The organism is Pseudomonas sp. TMW22091 (assembly GCF_022496705.1).
In the GTDB taxonomy this organism is placed as follows: Bacteria; Pseudomonadota; Gammaproteobacteria; order Pseudomonadales; family Pseudomonadaceae; genus Aquipseudomonas; species Aquipseudomonas saxonica.
Map to the genome: position 1 here is coordinate 598,308 of NZ_SCFI01000001.1, position 16,000 is coordinate 614,307.

The 16,000-nt window shown below is 58.9% G+C and carries 15 protein-coding genes; 6 read left to right on the forward strand and 9 right to left on the reverse strand.

The annotated features are described in order from the left end of the window. Positions 1 to 98: 98 nt before the first annotated feature. The 3 genes from EQV93_RS02755 to EQV93_RS02765 form a co-directional block, all read right to left on the reverse strand. Positions 99 to 695 carry an HAD family hydrolase gene (locus EQV93_RS02755; RefSeq protein ID WP_122782243.1) on the reverse strand — a complete coding sequence of 199 codons (597 nt, stop codon included), beginning with the start codon at positions 693 to 695 and terminating at the stop codon, positions 99 to 101. After that, positions 692 to 1,561 (reverse strand): acyl-CoA thioesterase II, encoded by an 870-nt coding sequence (tesB, locus tag EQV93_RS02760; RefSeq protein ID WP_122782242.1) that lies wholly within the window; start codon positions 1,559 to 1,561, stop codon positions 692 to 694. The genes EQV93_RS02755 and tesB overlap by 4 nt, the downstream gene beginning before the upstream one ends. 86 nt (positions 1,562 to 1,647) lie before the next feature. Continuing rightward, on the reverse strand, positions 1,648 to 2,217 hold the full coding sequence (locus tag EQV93_RS02765) for a GNAT family N-acetyltransferase (RefSeq protein ID WP_122782241.1): 570 nt from the start codon (positions 2,215 to 2,217) through the stop codon (positions 1,648 to 1,650). 91 nt (positions 2,218 to 2,308) lie between these two features. Here EQV93_RS02765 and EQV93_RS02770 point away from each other — a divergent pair, with 91 nt between their 5' ends. Together EQV93_RS02770 and EQV93_RS02775 are read left to right on the forward strand one after the other, a co-directional pair. Then, positions 2,309 to 3,229, forward strand: a complete 921-nt coding sequence (locus tag EQV93_RS02770) for a histone deacetylase family protein (protein ID WP_146425441.1) — start codon at positions 2,309 to 2,311, stop codon at positions 3,227 to 3,229. A gap of 299 nt (positions 3,230 to 3,528) precedes the next feature. Continuing rightward, entirely contained in the window at positions 3,529 to 4,764 is a 1,236-nt protein-coding gene (locus EQV93_RS02775) for a TIGR03862 family flavoprotein (RefSeq protein ID WP_240890829.1), read from the forward strand. A gap of 31 nt (positions 4,765 to 4,795) precedes the next feature. Here the strand turns inward: EQV93_RS02775 and EQV93_RS02780 are convergent, their stop codons facing one another. The 4 genes from EQV93_RS02780 to EQV93_RS02795 form a co-directional block, all read right to left on the reverse strand. Continuing rightward, positions 4,796 to 6,133, reverse strand: a complete 1,338-nt coding sequence (locus EQV93_RS02780) for a DEAD/DEAH box helicase (RefSeq protein WP_122782238.1) — start codon at positions 6,131 to 6,133, stop codon at positions 4,796 to 4,798. Positions 6,134 to 6,191: 58 nt separating this feature from the next. Then, on the reverse strand, positions 6,192 to 7,082 hold the full coding sequence (gene yedA, locus EQV93_RS02785) for a drug/metabolite exporter YedA (RefSeq protein WP_122782237.1): 891 nt from the start codon (positions 7,080 to 7,082) through the stop codon (positions 6,192 to 6,194). Positions 7,083 to 7,768: 686 nt separating this feature from the next. Further along, positions 7,769 to 8,380 (reverse strand): 3'-5' exonuclease, encoded by a 612-nt coding sequence (locus EQV93_RS02790; RefSeq protein WP_146384397.1) that lies wholly within the window; start codon positions 8,378 to 8,380, stop codon positions 7,769 to 7,771. A 28-nt stretch (positions 8,381 to 8,408) separates the two neighbouring features. Then, positions 8,409 to 8,885: an NYN domain-containing protein gene (locus tag EQV93_RS02795; protein WP_122783196.1), complete on the reverse strand. Its 477-nt coding sequence runs from the start codon at positions 8,883 to 8,885 to the stop codon at positions 8,409 to 8,411. A gap of 192 nt (positions 8,886 to 9,077) precedes the next feature. On the opposite strand from EQV93_RS02795, the gene EQV93_RS02800 reads away from it, so the two are divergent. After that, entirely contained in the window at positions 9,078 to 9,740 is a 663-nt protein-coding gene (locus EQV93_RS02800) for a YciC family protein (RefSeq protein ID WP_146384399.1), read from the forward strand. An 86-nt stretch (positions 9,741 to 9,826) separates the two neighbouring features. Then, entirely contained in the window at positions 9,827 to 10,909 is a 1,083-nt protein-coding gene (locus tag EQV93_RS02805) for an endonuclease/exonuclease/phosphatase family protein (protein ID WP_146425437.1), read from the forward strand. A 15-nt stretch (positions 10,910 to 10,924) separates the two neighbouring features. Here the strand turns inward: EQV93_RS02805 and hrpB are convergent, their stop codons facing one another. Further along, on the reverse strand, positions 10,925 to 13,444 hold the full coding sequence (gene hrpB, locus EQV93_RS02810; RefSeq protein ID WP_240890830.1) for an ATP-dependent helicase HrpB: 2,520 nt from the start codon (positions 13,442 to 13,444) through the stop codon (positions 10,925 to 10,927). A gap of 103 nt (positions 13,445 to 13,547) precedes the next feature. Between hrpB and EQV93_RS02815 the strand changes: the two genes are divergently transcribed. Beyond that, on the forward strand, positions 13,548 to 13,967 hold the full coding sequence (locus EQV93_RS02815) for a polyribonucleotide nucleotidyltransferase (RefSeq protein ID WP_122783242.1): 420 nt from the start codon (positions 13,548 to 13,550) through the stop codon (positions 13,965 to 13,967). A gap of 14 nt (positions 13,968 to 13,981) precedes the next feature. Next, entirely contained in the window at positions 13,982 to 14,887 is a 906-nt protein-coding gene (locus tag EQV93_RS02820; RefSeq protein WP_146384404.1) for a cation diffusion facilitator family transporter, read from the forward strand. Here EQV93_RS02820 and EQV93_RS02825 read toward each other — a convergent pair. Beyond that, positions 14,877 to 15,902, reverse strand: a complete 1,026-nt coding sequence (locus EQV93_RS02825) for a DUF6515 family protein (protein WP_240890831.1) — start codon at positions 15,900 to 15,902, stop codon at positions 14,877 to 14,879. The two genes, EQV93_RS02820 and EQV93_RS02825, sit on opposite strands and share 11 nt — an antisense overlap. Positions 15,903 to 16,000: the final 98 nt, after the last annotated feature.

Sequence of the window (16,000 nt, forward strand, 5' to 3'; positions counted from 1 at the left end):
GCGCAGCAATCGTAAATTCAGACGCCTGAGTGTCCCAGTAAGATCCGGGGCTTAATTATTACGATCGCTGCGCAATCGGACGCAGCCTTCGGCAGCTGCTACGGGGATGTAACCAACGCATGGAGCTCGATGCAGTCCTGCACATGCCAGTCCGTCAGCTCCGGCCAAGGATTGACCGGCACGTTGACCAGCACGGTTTTACAGCCCGCCGCGCGCCCGCAGTCCAGGTCAAAACGGTAATCGCCCACCATCACCATCCGGGCAGGCTCCACCTGCCATGCTCGCGCCAGTTTCAGCAGGCCGTCCGGGTCAGGTTTATGCATCGCACACTCACGCCCCAGCACATCTTCAGGCTTAAAGCAGTCGGCCAAGCCAATGGCCTGCAGGGTGATCAGCGCCAGCTCCCGCGCATTGCGCGTCAATATCCCAAGGCGATAACCCCGCCCAGCCAGATCGCGCACCAGTTCAACCGCGCCGGGTGCAGCTTTGGATGCCTTGGCCAGCTCACGCTCATGCTCAAGCAACCACGCGTGTTTGGCTGCGGCTTGCTGCGCTGGCAAGGCATTGAGATGAGTCAAAATATCCTCATCCGCCGGGATACCCAACGCCCGGCGAATCTCGGCAAAGTCATGCACAGCAACGGTCAGGGTGCCATCCATGTCAAACACCCAATGGCTGATGTCTTTGAGCGTCATGCCCAGTCCTTGCGATGGCGAATCAGGCCTTCCTGCGTCACCGATGCGACCAACTGGCCCGCACGGTTATAAACGCTGCCACGGGAGAATCCCCGCGAGTTGCCCGCCCAAGGGCTGTCCATCGCGTAGAGCAGCCAGTCATCGGCACGCAAGTCGGCATGAAACCATAGCGCGTGGTCGAGGCTGGCAACCTGCATGTCTTTTTGCCACACGCCTTTGCCGTGGGGCAGCAACGAGGTGGTCAGCAAGCCGAAGTCCGAAGCATAGGCCAGCAGGTATTTGTGCAGGGCCGGGGTGTCGGGCAGCGTGCCGTCGGCACGAAACCACACGTATTTGATGGGGTCAGAGACCGCAGGGTTGAACGGGTCTTCGCCAACGACCGGGCGAAACTCGATCGGTTTTGCGCACAGCAATTTTTCGCGCATCGACTCCGGGATCAGGTGCGCACGCTGGCGAATCATCTCCAGCTCGGACGGCAGGTTTTCCGGGCCAACCACATCGGGCATTGCTGTCTGATGCTCAAACCCCACTTCGTCGTACTGGAACGAAGCGCTGCTGGTGAAAATCGGCTGGCCCTTCTGAATGGCCGTTACCCGGCGGGTGCTGAAACTGCCGCCGTCGCGCACGCGGTCAACCTGATAAACCACGGGCAGGCTGGCATCGCCGGGGCGCAAAAAATAACCGTGCATTGAATGCACGTGGCGGGCGTCTTCAACCGTCTGGCTCATGGCCGACAGCGATTGCCCAAGTACCTGACCGCCGAACAACTGGCGAAAGCCCAAGTCCTGACTGCTGCCACGAAAGAGGTTTTCTTCGATCGGCTCCAGCGTCAGCAAATTGACCAGATCATCCAACACTTGGCTCATTCCGATTCTCCTCACACAAAGCAGTAGCGCCGTACATCGGAGGACGGCGCTCAACAAAATTTCGACTTGCGTCGCTCTACATCGACCTAGCCGTGCAGGGTTTCCAGCCATTGTGCCCGCGAAATGCGGTACAGCACATGCGACCTTAATGGATGCCCTTGCGCCAGGCGCGGGTGTTCAAAATCACCTTCGCGGTCGTGGTGCATACCAATCGCTTGCATGACCTTTTGTGACGGCAGATTCGCTTCACTGGTGAATGACACCACCTGATCCAGCGCCAAACGATCAAACCCGCAGCGCAAGGCCGCCCAGGCAGCCTCGCTGGCGTACCCCAACCCCCAGTGCTCTCGCGCCAGCCGCCAGCCTATTTCAACCGCCGGGGTAAACGCAGCGGCAAAACTGACATTCGCCAGCCCGGTGAAGCCAATGAACTCGCCGGAGTCCTTGCGTTGCAGCGCCCAAAAACCGTAGCCGTGCTCAGCAAAATGGCCGCGTATGCGGCCTATCAAGGCGGCACTTTCGAGGCGGCTCAAGTGCTCAGGGAAATAGCGCATCACCTGAGGGTCAGCACACATCGCAGCAAACTCGGGCAAATCAGTGTCGCGCCAGGGGCGCAACAACAAACGAGGGCTTTCGAGTTCTTTGATCTGCTCCATCAGGCCTCTCCGATTGGTGACCGGGCTTTTCAACTGTTGAGCAGTGTACAGCGCTGTTAATATTCCGCGCTCGCTCAGACGTGAATTCCCTATGCCTGTACCGCTGATATACCACGATGATTACAGCCCTGAATTCCCGGCAGAGCATCGCTTTCCGATGGACAAGTTCCGTTTGTTGCGCGATCACCTGATCGACACCGGGTTGACCCGTGATGCCGAGCTGTTGCGCCCCGAACTGTGCCCTGTGGATATCCTCGCGCTGGCCCATGACCGCGCCTACATCGAGCGCTATATGGCCGGGGAGTTGGCGCGTGAGGATCAACGTCGCCTGGGCCTGCCGTGGAGCGAAGCCCTGGCGCGTCGCACTATTCGCGCTGTAGGCGGCTCACTATTGGCCGCCGAACAGGCCCTTGAGCATGGGCTGGCCTGCCACTTGGCCGGCGGCACTCACCATGCGCATTACGACCACCCGGCGGGGTTTTGCATTTTCAATGATCTGGCGGTCATCAGCCACTACCTGCTGGAAAGCGGCCGGGTCAATCGGGTGCTTATTTTTGACTGCGACGTGCATCAAGGTGACGGTACAGCGCGCATTCTTGAACATACGCCAGACGCCATTACGGTTTCCCTGCACTGCGAAAAGAACTTTCCGGCGCGCAAGGCGCAAAGCGACTGGGACATCGGCTTGCCAATGGGTATGGGCGATGCTGAATACTTACAAGTGGTCGATGAGGCACTGAACTATTTGTTGCCGTTGTACCAGCCGGATCTGGTGCTGTATGACGCCGGCGTCGACGTGCACAAAGACGATGCCCTGGGTTATCTGAAACTGACGGATGCGGGCGTCGCCGAGCGCGATGAGCGCGTGATGCGTCATTGCCTGGGCCGCGATATTCCGGTGGTCGGCGTGATTGGCGGTGGTTACAGCAAAGACCGCAAAGCCTTGGCACGGCGCCATGGAATCTTGCATCACAGTGCACAAAAGGTCTGGCTGTCATCAGGTTGTCATTGAGGCGTGATTTTTTACCCACAATGCCTGTGGAACTGCCTGTGGATAACCTGAGTGAAAGCCCTTGCAGGCCACAGACCATATAGCCTGCACAGCACTGTATGTTTTTCGTACAGCTGCACACACCTATCCTCGTAGCAGCTGCCGAAGGCTGCGTCCGGCTGCGCAGCAGTCGTATAAACCGCGAGCTTTGACTGAGCGACCGCTGCGCGCTCGGACGCAGCCTTCGGCAGCTGCTACGGGAGATCTGCGACCTGCTCAGGTAGAATGCCCGACTTATTTCGCCGATTTGCAGCCTTGTCATGACTCAGCCTACCTCCTCTGCTTCCCGTCACGTCGCCATTATTGGCGGGGGCCCTGCCGGTTTAATGGCCGCCGAAGTGTTGAGTCAGGCAGGCGTACACGTGGACCTCTACGACAGCATGCCGTCCGTGGGCCGCAAGTTTTTGCTGGCTGGCGTGGGCGGCATGAACATCACCCACTCCGAAGCCTACCCGGCCTTCCTGTCCCGCTATGCCGAACGTGCGCCGCAGATGGCCCCGCTGCTGCGGGCATTCGACGCTGATGCCTTGTGTCAGTGGATTCACGACTTGGGTATTGAAACTTTCGTCGGCAGCTCAGGCCGTGTCTTCCCCACCGACATGAAAGCCGCCCCGCTACTGCGCGCCTGGCTCAAGCGTTTGCGCGACAGCGGTGTGGTTATCCACACCCGCCATCGCTGGCTGGGCTGGGATGCCGAGGGTCAGTTGCGCATCGACAGCCCCGACGGCGAAAAGCGCTGCAAACCCGATGCGGTCATTCTGGCGCTGGGCGGCGGCAGTTGGGCCAGACTGGGTTCCGATGGTGCGTGGATGCCGCTGTTGGCTGAGCACAAGGTCGAGCTGGCCCCATTGCAGCCGAGCAACTGTGGCTTTGATGTACAAGGTTGGAGTGAGGTGCTGCGCACTAAATTCGCCGGGGCACCGCTGAAAAACATCGCCATCGCACTGGAGCACAGTACCCCGCGCTTGGGCGAGTGCGTGATTACCGCCAGCGGGATTGAAGGCAGTTTGATTTACGCCTGGTCAGCACCGATTCGAGAGGCTATCAACCAACAGGGCAGCGCAACGATCCTGATCGACCTGCTGCCGGGCAAGGCTGTGGATAAAGTAGCCGCCGCACTGGCCAAGCCTCGCGGCTCGCGCTCGATGAGCAAGCATATGCACAGCCAGTTGGGACTTGATGGTGTAAAAGCGGCGCTGTTGCGTGAACTGGCCTACGCTGAAGACTTCAACGACCCGGCACGACTGGCCAAAGCGATCAAAGCGCTGCCCCTCAAACTGGTGAAGGCGCGCCCACTGGACGAGGCCATCAGCAGTGCGGGAGGCGTGCGATTTGAGGCGCTGGATAAAAACCTGATGCTCAAGCCATTACCCGGCGTCTTCTGCGCAGGCGAAATGCTCGATTGGGAAGCCCCCACCGGCGGCTATTTGCTCACGGGCTGTTTTGCCAGTGGCCGCGCCGCCGGGTTGGGGGTTTTAAGCTGGCTTAACGCTTAACGCTTAACGCTTAACGCTTAAGGCTTAAGGCTTAAGGCTTGCGCTTGCGCGGGCCGGTGTTGAACACAGGCACTTTGCGCACCGGCTTGACCGATGGCTCGGACGGCGCAGCTTCACCGCTGTCGACCCACTTGCCCAGGTTGCGCTTACCACCACCGCCCGAGGTTTTCGGCTTCTTGGGCTTCTTCGGCTTTTTGATCACCTGCCCGCTGGCATCGGTTTCGGGCACACGGTGCTCAGGCTCAAAGTCCTGCTGCTCATGGCGTGGCAAGGTCTGGCGGGTCAGCATTTCAATGGCCGACAGCATGTTCACTTCATCGGCGCACACAAACGAAATGGCTTCGCCCTTCTGCCCCGCACGGCCAGTGCGGCCGATACGGTGAATGTAGTCTTCGGCCACAATTGGCATGTCGAAGTTGATCACCAACGGCAAGTCTTCGATGTCCAGACCACGGGCTGCCACATCGGTCGCCACCAGAATCTGTACTTCGCTGGCCTTGAAACGATCCAGCGCACGCTGGCGCGTCGCTTGAGGCTTGTCGCCGTGAATGCCATCCGCATTGATACCCAGCGCTTGCAGCTTGCCGACCAGTTCGTCCACGCCGTTACGGGTCTTGGCGAATACCAGCACCTGTTTCCAGTGCTGGGTGCGCAGCAGGTGCAAAAACAGCTCCGGCTTACGCTTTTTATCCACCGGAATGATCCACTGCTTAACGCTGCTGGCCGCCACGTTACGCGGGCTGACTTCGATGCTCAGCGGGTTGTCGAGCATCTGCTCGGCCAACAAGCGAATCGGGTCTGAGAACGTCGCCGAGAACAGCAGGGTCTGACGCTTTTTCGGCAGTACGCGGTAAATGTCCTTCAGCTCTTCAGTAAAGCCGAGGTCGAGCATGCGGTCTGCTTCATCAAGAATCAGCGTTTGCAGTTGAGTGAACTTGATGGCTTTTTGACGGTAAAGATCGAGCAGACGTCCCGGTGTAGCCACCAGCACATCTACGCCTTTGCGCATTTTCATCATTTGCGGGTTGATGCTGACGCCGCCGTACACCGCATAGGTGCTCAACGGCAGGTGTTCAGCGTACTGGCGAATGCTCTCGTGCACCTGCTCGGCCAATTCGCGGGTCGGTACCAGCACCAGTGCACGCACCATGTTACTGGCGACTTTCGGCCCTTCCATGGTCAGCGACTGCAACAACGGCAGGGCAAAACCCGCGGTTTTGCCGGTGCCGGTCTGGGCTGCGGCCATCAGGTCACGGCCTGCCAGCACTGCGGGGATCGCTTGGGCCTGAACCGGGGTTGGGGTCTTGTAGCCGAGCGCCTCAAGGGCGCGCAGCAAGGGCTCGATGAGGCCAAGGGTGGCGAATGTCATGGGAATACCGTCGAAAAAGGTCAGCGCAGAGGTGCAATGGCGCGCAGTTTACCCTAATTCAGGCGGGATTCTTCTTACGCCACTGCGGCAACCCGATCAACACCACAGCGCTGATGATGACCGCCATCGCCAGGCACTCTTCTACACCGATGGTTTCGCCGGCGAAGGCAATGCCCAACATAACCGCCACGGCCGGGTTGACGTAGGCGTAGCTGGTGGCAGCGGCCGGGCGCACGTTTTTCAACAGGTACATATACGCACTGAAAGCGATGATCGAGCCGAAGAACACCAGATAGAGCAGCGCGCCCCAGCCAGCAGCGGTGGGCATATGGGTCATGCGCTCGCCACTGAGCAGGCTGGCCGCCAGCAGCATGGCACCTGCCGCAAGCATTTCAGCCGCGCTGGCCATCGGTCCGACGGGCAGCGGCAAGTGTCGGCTCCACACCGAGCCAAATGCCCACGCGGCGGCGGCAAAAATCACCATCGCGGCGCCTATCGGACTGGCTTGCAGGTTGGAGCCCAGATTGAGCATGCCGATGCCGATCAATCCGAGAATGATGCCGGCCCATTCCAGACGGGTATTGCGCGCGCCCCAGAAGTAACCGAACAGCAGGGTAAACAAAGGCACGGTGGCCACGGCCAACGCGGCGACGCCTGACGCCACGCCGGAGTGTTCGGCCAACGTGACGCCGCCGTTGCCGCAGGCCAGCAGCAGAAAGCCGATCATGGCTGCCGAACGCCACTGGATGGCCGTCGGCGAAGGCGCCCCGCGCCAGCGCATATAGGCGTACATCAAGCTGCCTGCAATGAGAAAACGCACGCCGGCCATCATCAACGGCGGCCAGGATTCAATACCGATGCGGATGGCGAGATAGGTCGAGCCCCAGATAACGTACAAGGCGAAAAAAGCACCGATCAGTTGAAGCGGAAAACGGCGTGCGGCAGGCATGAAGGCAGCTCAAAGGCAGAGGCAGGGGACTGGGGAGTTTAGACAACGAAGGAAGAAATAATAAGTAACAGAACGCACCAAAAGTGACCGTACACTTTTCTTTCAAAATCAAAAGCGCCCTCACCCTAGCCCTCTCCCGGAGGGAGAGGGGACTAAAGGCAAAAGCAGATCCGTGCAACACCCCACATCAGCCTCTCTCCCTTAAATGCAGTGGGAGTTAAAGGCAAAAGCAGATCTGCGCAACACCGCCAATCAGCCTCTCTCCCTTGAGTGCAGTGGAAGTTAAAGGCAAAAACAGATCTGCGCAACACCGCCAATCAGCCTCTCTCCCTTGAATGCAGTGGGAGTTAAAGTCGAAAGCAGATCTGCGCAACACCGCCAATCAGCCTCTCTCCCTTGAATGCAGTGGGAGTTAAAGGCAAAAGCAGATCTGCGCAACACCGCCAATCAGCCTCTCTCCCTTGAATGCAGTGGGAGTTAAAGGCAAAAGCAGATCTGAGCAACACCGCCAATCAGCCTCTCTCCCTTGAGTGCAGTGGGAGTTAAAGGCAAAAGCAGATCTGCGCAACACCGCCAATCAGCCTCTCTCCCTTGAGTGCAGTGGGAGTTAAAGGCAAAAGCAGATCTGCACAACACCGCCAATCAGCCCCCTCTCCCTCTGGGAGAGGGTTGGGGTGAGGGTGCTGTTAAAAACCGCGATAACGCTTCAGGTGTTCCGTCACTTTCGCCGCCGGGACTTTCTGCAAGCCGCGCAACAGTTCGTGATTCAACTCACGCACACCATGTTGCTGGCGCAATCGCACAGCCAGGTGAGTGGTCAGGTTAGCGGCCATTTCAGCGTCGGCCATGGCCCGGTGAGCCTGACCCGTGTGAGGCAAGTTAGCGAACGTGGTCAACGTCCCCAGCTTGTGATTGGGAGCTTCAGGCATCAAGCGGCGCGCCAAAAGCAAAGAGCAGGCAAAATTCTGCAAGCGGGTGCGCTTGATGCGCCCCATCTCGAAATCCCAGAACTTTTGGTCGAAGGCCGCGTTGTGCGCCAGCAGTGGCGTGATACCGACGAATTCATTGACCTCATTCATCACCTGCTCAGCCGATGGCGCCGTACGCAACATGGCGTTGCTGATACCCGTGAGCTGCTCGATAAACCCCGGCACTCGCACGCCGGCATTCATCAGGCTTTGATAACGCTCAACAATACGTCCCTGCTCAAGAATCACCACGGCAATTTCAGTCGCCCGGCAACTGCTGCTCGGAGAGATGCCGGTGGTTTCAAAGTCAATTACCGCAATGCGTTCCAAAGCTGATCAATCCTGTAAAAATGGGGCGTTATTTCAGCAGCAAGCTGCCTTCAATCGGCACATAGCGCGTAGCAGCGCGAATCAATGAGTTGGCGGTAAGGCCAGGCACACCATAGGCCACGGTTTCGACCCCGTGTTTGCTGGCGATACGCTCAAGCAACAGGTCGAAGTCACCATCACCCGAAGCCAGCACCACTTCATCGACATTGGCCGCCGAGTCCATGATGTCGATGGTGATCCCTACGTCCCAATCGCCCTTGGCCGAACCATCGCTGCGCTGGATGTAAGGTTTGAGTTTCACCGTGAAACCGAGGTTGCGCAGTATTTGCTGAAATTGCTGCTGTTTGCTGTCACCCCGATCAATCGCATAGGCATACGCCTCGACGATTTCACCGCGTTTGCTGATATCAGCCCAGAGCGCGGCGTAATTGAAATGGCAGCCATAAGCTTGGCGAACCGTGTAATAAAGGTTCTGCACATCCGCAAAGACCGCAATTTTTTTCACCGGCAAACCTCTGGGAGCCCGGACTTTCGGGCAATGAGCTAAATAACAAGGCAGCAGTATGCCAGCCTGCCGAACCTTTGCGCGGATAAACCGCTCAGCTGTAGGTTCATGCTGATCCTGAGCAACATTTGCTTAAAGTTGTAAATTCATCGGTTAAAGTGACACACCGCTTTTGACTGCCGATACCCAACCATGAACCCGATGACTGTTCTTCGCGACGCCCTTTACTTCACCCAGCGTAATCTGGGCCAGATCGTCATGCTGTGCTTGCCGCTGATTGTTCTTGAAACGATCATCACGCAGATGGTCAGCAGCGCTTCGGGGCCGGATGCGTCACCCGGTTATGACCTGCTGGTCGGCTTGCTGGTGTACCCGCTGTATACGGGCGCCCTGATTCTGTTTCTGGATGCTCGCAGCCGTGGCGAATCGCCCCGTAATAGTGACCTGCTGGCGCGCGCGCTGTCCCTCTGGCCCAACTTCGCCTTGTTATCCGCCATCAGCACGCTGGCCATTGTGCTAGGGCTATCGATATTGGTTCTGCCCGGTATTTTCATGACCATCGTCTTTGCATTTTCCGAGTACCGACTGGTATTACGCGGTGAAGGGCCACTGGCAGCGTTAAAGTCCAGCGTGCTGATGAGCCGAGGGCATTTCTGGCAGATATTTACGTGCGTGGCGGCCGTACTGGCACCGCTGATGCTGTTAAAAGAACTGACCTTTTCAGCGTTCCCAAAGGATGAAAACCTGTTCTTGTCACTGGCGCTTGATAGCCTCTACAGCTTCTTGCAGCTGTTTCTGACAGTCGTTGTATTCCGCCTGTTTATGCTAATCAGCGAATCGTTTGACAGCAAATGAGCACGATTCCTTATTGATCGCTCCTTGGGTGTCGAACGGTCGTCCGGTATGCTCGCCAATTCCTTGCTACGTCATAAGCCGAGCCCATGCCCCGTTTCCTGCGCCACATCCTGTTAGGTTTGCTGCTGCTCGCAGGGGTGCTGGCGAGCTTGATCTACAGCCTGACGTGGCGCCCCGAGGCCAAAGAGGTGCTGGCGCTTTCGTGCCCGACCACCGCCCCGGTACTCACGCAGGGGCAAGCGCTGAAGGTCATGACCTGGAACGTTCAGTATCTGGCGGGCAAGCGCTACGTCTTCTGGTACAACCTGGCGGACGGCAGCGGCCCCGACACACAGCCCACCCGCGAAGACATGGCTTACAGCCTGGATGAAGTGTCGCGGGTCATACGTGATGAGCGGCCCGACCTGGTGCTGCTGCAAGAAGTCGATGAAAACGCCAAGGCCAGCGATTACCAGGATCAACTGGCGCTGCTGCAAGAACGTTTGGTTGACCTGTATCCGTGCAGCAGCCAGGCCTTTACCTGGAAAGCCGACTTCGTGCCCGACCGGCATATTTTCGGCAGCGTGGGCCGCAAACTTGTCACCCTGAGCCGCTTTCAGATCGAACACGCCGAACGCTTGCAACTGCCCGTGGCCGATGCCAACTTCATCAGCCGCCAGTTCCAGCCCAAGCCTGCACTGTTGCTGAGCTATCTGCCGTTGAATGATGGCGGTCAGTTGATCGCCATCAACACTCAATTCGATGCTCCGTCTCACGACAACAGCACTGTGCAGCGGCAAGTACAAGCCACGGCTGCCGTGCTCGACAAGTTTGAAAGTCAGGGCACGCCGTGGTTGATTGGCGGCGATTTCAACTTGCTGCCCATAGGCCAGTTTCTGCGCTTGCCTCCCCCTTTGCGCCAACACTACTCGCCTGACAGCGAACTGCACTTTCTGTGGGAACGGTATCCGATGATCCCGAGTAACCCGGATGCCACGGGAATAAATCGCGAGCTATGGTTGACCCACTTCCCCAACGACCCACAGGTTGATGGCCCGGATCGCACCCTCGATTACCTGTTCTACAGTCCAAAACTGCAGCGCCTTGATGGCTATGTTCGCCAGGAAGATACCTTGACCATTTCCGATCACTTGCCGGTCATGGGCCAATTTTTGATGCCTTCCGATTAACCCTCGTCAGGTCTATCAGGTTTTGCGCGGCTTGATCCTCGCCGTAGGCTCAGCGATCAACGGGTCATCAGGCCAATAGTGTTTGGGGTAGCGCCCCTTCAAATCCTTCTTTACCTCTGCATAGGTGCTACGCCAGAAGTTGGCCAGATCTTGTGTCACTTGCACCGGACGCCGGGCTGGCGACAGCAAATGCAGTTTCACCACATGGCGCCCACCTGCAATTCGCGGCGTATCGGCCAGGCCGAAGAGTTCTTGCAAGCGCACGGCCAGTATCGGTGGGTGCTCGCTGTAGTCCAGACGCACTGATGAGCCCGAAGGTACTTTGATGTGATGCGGAGCCAGCTCATCAAGACGCTGCCCCAAAGGCCACTTCAACACGTTATGCACAATGCTCGACAGGTCGAGGCTGGCAAAGTGACTTAACCGCGATACCCGCCCCAGATAAGGTGCCAGCCACTCTTCCAGAGTGGCCAGTAAAGCGGCATCGCTGACATCCGGCCATTCGCTTTGCCCCTGCCCCTCTAGATCGAGCTGACGCAACAACGTGACTCTGGCCTGCCACTGCCGCAGCTCGGGCGTCCACGGCAACAGCTCAAGGCCTTTGCGCCGCACCAGATTGACCAATGCCTGGGTGCGTGCTGTTTCATCGAGACCGGTCAACGGTTCTCGGCTCAGTACCAATTCGCCCACTTTGCGCTGGCGTTCAGCGCGCAGTACGCCTTCGCGTTCGTCCCAGTCGAGTTGATCTACCACGCTGACCTGCTCGCTCAGCACCCCGTCCAGCAAGGCAGGATCAAATTCGGCGGCCAGATAAATGCGCTCTTCACGCTGGCCCTGGCGACTTCCCAAGTCAGCAATCACCAACCAAGGCTGTTTCATCAAGCCGTCAACTTCGCCGAACAGTGCTGCGCGACCATTGGCCAGCCGATATTCCGCACCACCCGGTTTGCGCTGCTGAGCAACGCGGTCGGGGTAGGCCAGCGCCAGCAAGGCGCCCAGCCAGCGCGGATGCTCTGGATCGGCCACCGGCTGCGTGGCTTGGCCCCGTAACATGCCCCGATACTGGCGGGCCAGTTGCTTGGCCCGCTGCACACCGCCCTGCCCGCCGCGTACTGCACGGCTTTCGCCAGACAGCAAGGCGAGACGGCTGTGAACATCAGCCCCGGCGCCCCGCAGAATATCGCGCTCACCCAACAAGGCCGCGACGTCACACGCCATGTCAGCCAACCCGAGCGCTTGCCCACGCAACAACAAATGAGCGATGCGCGGATGTGCCGGCAATTCGGCCATTGCTTCACCGTGGGGCGTCAGTGTGCCGTTGCGCAGCGCGCCCAAGCGCTCCAGCAATTGCTGAGCCTGTGCATAACTGGCGGTGGGCGGCACATCGAGCCACACCAGTTCATGCGGGGCCACGCCCCAGCGCGCCAGTTGCAACGCCAACCCGGCGAGATCGGCCTGCAGAATTTCTGCGCTGCCATAAGCCGCCAATTGTGCATGCTGGTCTTGCGACCACAGGCGATAACATACACCCGGCTCCAGGCGCCCGGCCCGGCCCGCGCGCTGGGTAGCACTGGCTCGGGAGATGCGCTGTGTGTCGAGGCGGGTCATGCCGCTGCCCGGATCGAAGCGCGGCACCCGCGCCAGCCCGGCATCGATCACGACCCGAACACCATCAATGGTCAGGCTGGTCTCCGCGATATTGGTCGCCAACACCACCTTGCGCGCACCGCTGGCCGCAGGCTCGATGGCGGCGCGTTGGGCGGCCAGGTCCAATTCACCATGCAAAGGGCAAAGCAGGATGTCACTGCGCGAGCCCAGCGCCTCAGCCAGCTGTTGATTGACTCGACGAATTTCCGCCTGACCGGGCAGGAACACCAACAGGCTACCGCTTTCGTCGTTGATGGCATCCAGGACGGTTTGCACCACGCGCGGCTCGATAAATTCACCCGGTACAAACGGTCGCCCCCAGCGCAGGGCCACCGGGTACATGCGGCCTTCACTGCTTACAACCGGGGCATTGTCCAGCAAACTGGACAACCGCTCGCCTTCCAGAGTGGCGGACATCAGCAAGATTTTGAGTGGCTGCTCATCGCGAAACAGCTCACGCCCATTGAGGCTCAAAGCCAACGCAAGATCCGCATCCAGACTACGCTCATGGAACTCGTCAAAAATCAGCAAGCCCACGCCCTCCAGGGCCGGGTCGTGCTGCAAGCGGCGGGTCAGGATGCCTTCGGTGACGACTTCGATACGGGTATTGGGCCCAACTTTACTGTCCAGTCGAATCCGATAGCCCACGGTTTCGCCGACCTTTTCGCCCAACTCACTGGCCAAACGTTCAGCCGCCGCTCTGGCTGCAAGGCGCCGGGGCTCGAGCATCACAATCTTCTGCCCGGCGAGCCACGGCTCATTCAACAGGGCAAGCGGCACCCGCGTGGTTTTACCGGCGCCGGGCGGGGCTTCGAGCACCGCTTCGTGGCGTTCACGCAAGGCCTGACGCAGCGCAGGTAAAACTTCATCAATCGGCAAACAAATCATGGTGGCTCCAGAACAGTGCGACGAGTATAACGGCGAACAGTTCGGCATTAAGCACGGTCTTAATGTTGAGTCCGATTCTTTAAGCTCCTTCGAGGTCTTGTGTATGCGTATCCCTTCTCGTGTGATTGGCGGCGTTGTAGTGGCCGCTTTGCTGACCCAGTTGACCGCGTGCGGGAGTATTTTCTTCCCTGACCGGCGCGGTCAGATCGACGGCAAGATTGACCCGATGATCGTGGTACTGGATGCCGTGGGCCTGCTGTTTTATGTGATCCCGGGCCTGATTGCGTTCGGCGTCGACTTCGCAACCGGGGCGATTTACTACCCGCCGGGCAAGACCGCCTACATCGCACCGGAAAAACTGCGCGAAGCCGTCAGCACCGATGGCAAAGTCGACAACAGTAAGCTTCAGGCAATTCTTGAAAGTGAACTGGGCCATAGCTTCCCACTGAACGACCCACGTCTGATTCAACACAAAGGCAGTACCCAACAGTTGGCCCTTTACGGTTTGATTCCAGCCGCCTGACTCAAGGACGCTCTATGACCAGCAGCGCGGAACACGCTCGCCTTTTACGCTTGGCCACCCGTGCGTCAGTGGCGGTGGCAAGCCTGTTGATCGTGACCAAGGCCATCGCCTGGTGGCTCAGTGGTTCGATCAGCATGCTCGCCGGCTTGACCGATTCGTTGCTCGATGGTGTCACCTCGTTTCTTAACTTGCTGGCCGTCCATTACGCGCTGCGCCCGGCAGACGATGATCACCGTTACGGCCACGGCAAGGCCGAGTCATTGGCCGGGATGGCGCAAGCCCTGTTTATTGGCGTGAGTGCGGTGCTGATTGCGTTTCAGGCCGTCGAACGGCTGCAACACCCGGAGCCCGTCGGAGCGCCGTGGATCGGGATTGGCGTGATCATCTTTTCGCTGGTCATGACCGTCGGGCTGCTGGTGTTACAACATCGCGTGGTCAAGGCCACAGGTTCCAATGCGGTACGCGCCGACTCGCTGCACTACCGATCAGACTTGATGCTCAATGGCAGTATTTTGGTGGCGTTGGTGCTGGCCAGCGTGGGCTTCCCGCAACTGGACGCCTGGTTCGGCCTGGGGATTGCGGTGTATATCCTCTGGAGCGCGTACCAGATCGCCCGTGAGAGTTTTTCGGTGCTGATGGACGAAGAATTACCCACCGATGTCAGTGACAACATGCTGGCCTTAGCGTGCAGCGTGCCCGGCGTATTAGGTGCGCATGATCTGCGCACTCGCATTTCCGGCAATGTCTGGTTTGTTCAGTTGCACCTTGAATTGCCAGGCGAACTGACACTGTCCCAAGCCCACAGCATCAGTGACAACGCGGCACACGCCATTACCCAGGCTTATCCACAGGCCGAGGTGCTGGTGCACGCCGACCCGCAGGAAGTCGTTAAACCTCAAGCCACTTCACTTAATAATTGACCTGATAGCCACGGCTGCCCAGACAATTGCCTTGAGCCTGCCGGTAGGTTTGCACCACGGCAGGCGAAGGGGCATAGGTCACTTTGGCCGGGTCAAAGCCACTTTGGTCAACCGCCCAGCGATAACAGTCGTAGCGGTCCTGATCGACTTGCGCAGCGCTCTGGCCATTGGCCGGGTAGGCCACCACGTCATAACCGTTGCCTTGAGGCTGCGCGATGGCGGTCGGCGGCTGTACCACGATGTAATCCTGAGTGGCCGGTTGGTAGGCGTAATAAGCGCCTGCGGCGAGGAACAACAACGACCCCCCGATCAAAACTTCTCGCGCGTAGTCTGGTAAATACCCTACGCGAATCCCGTAAGGCGGTTGCACGACGACGTAACGAGGCCCTTGGGGTCGATACCAGTAGCCGCCGGAAAAGAAGTAGTTCTGCCCACGATACGGCACCTGCCAATGGCGATCAGGGAAGCGGTCAACTATATAACCGGGACGGTATTGTGGCCCCGGCCCCCAGCCGTTGCCGTGCCCATTTGGTCGGCCCGGCCAGCGATTATCGTCAGGTCGACCGTTATGGGCACCCGGATTGTAGTCAGGCCTTGAGTGGTCACCGCCTTGCCAATGGGGGGAGTTGCCTTGCGGTCGGGGCGCGGTTTGCCAATTACCGCTGGGCGGACGCGGGTTTTGCTGCACCGTGTCGGGACGCGGCTGGATCACAAGGTTATTACCCGGCTGACCGGGTCGGCCTGAAGGCTGATGGTTGTCAGGACTCGGTTGATTGCCTTGATGCTGATTCCACTGCTGACCCTGCGGACGGCCCTGCCCCTGCCCTTGCTCCGGGCGGGCGTGATTATTGCCTCCCTGCCCTTGCTGGCCATGTTGCTGACCATGCTGTTGCCCACCATCCGGGCGACTTTGATGCTGAGGGGGTCCATCACCTCGCTCTTCGGCCAACGCCTGACTGCCGACACTCAAGCAGATCAGACCAGCAGTAGCCAAACGCCAGATGCGCGATTTCATGGTGTTCCTCATGAGGGGGTGGGGCGTAATCATAAGACTGATAAACCGCAATCCGGTTCTGCGGGAGACTAACAGGTGCGCACTTTATTTTCGGGCAC

What these genes read in the sequence shown, in the direction of transcription:
- EQV93_RS02755 (WP_122782243.1), bottom strand. Translation starts at nt 695, where the DNA reads ATGACGCTCAAAGACATCAGCCATTGGGTGTTTGACATGGATGGCACC.
- tesB (WP_122782242.1), bottom strand. Translation starts at nt 1,561, where the DNA reads ATGAGCCAAGTGTTGGATGATCTGGTCAATTTGCTGACGCTGGAGCCG.
- EQV93_RS02765 (WP_122782241.1), bottom strand. Translation starts at nt 2,217, where the DNA reads ATGGAGCAGATCAAAGAACTCGAAAGCCCTCGTTTGTTGTTGCGCCCC.
- EQV93_RS02770 (WP_146425441.1), top strand. Translation starts at nt 2,309, where the DNA reads ATGCCTGTACCGCTGATATACCACGATGATTACAGCCCTGAATTCCCG.
- EQV93_RS02775 (WP_240890829.1), top strand. Translation starts at nt 3,529, where the DNA reads ATGACTCAGCCTACCTCCTCTGCTTCCCGTCACGTCGCCATTATTGGC.
- EQV93_RS02780 (WP_122782238.1), bottom strand. Translation starts at nt 6,133, where the DNA reads ATGACATTCGCCACCCTTGGCCTCATCGAGCCCTTGCTGCGCGCCCTT.
- yedA (WP_122782237.1), bottom strand. Translation starts at nt 7,082, where the DNA reads ATGCCTGCCGCACGCCGTTTTCCGCTTCAACTGATCGGTGCTTTTTTC.
- EQV93_RS02800 (WP_146384399.1), top strand. Translation starts at nt 9,078, where the DNA reads ATGAACCCGATGACTGTTCTTCGCGACGCCCTTTACTTCACCCAGCGT.
- EQV93_RS02805 (WP_146425437.1), top strand. Translation starts at nt 9,827, where the DNA reads ATGCCCCGTTTCCTGCGCCACATCCTGTTAGGTTTGCTGCTGCTCGCA.
- hrpB (WP_240890830.1), bottom strand. Translation starts at nt 13,444, where the DNA reads ATGATTTGTTTGCCGATTGATGAAGTTTTACCTGCGCTGCGTCAGGCC.
- EQV93_RS02815 (WP_122783242.1), top strand. Translation starts at nt 13,548, where the DNA reads ATGCGTATCCCTTCTCGTGTGATTGGCGGCGTTGTAGTGGCCGCTTTG.
- EQV93_RS02820 (WP_146384404.1), top strand. Translation starts at nt 13,982, where the DNA reads ATGACCAGCAGCGCGGAACACGCTCGCCTTTTACGCTTGGCCACCCGT.
- EQV93_RS02825 (WP_240890831.1), bottom strand. Translation starts at nt 15,902, where the DNA reads ATGAAATCGCGCATCTGGCGTTTGGCTACTGCTGGTCTGATCTGCTTG.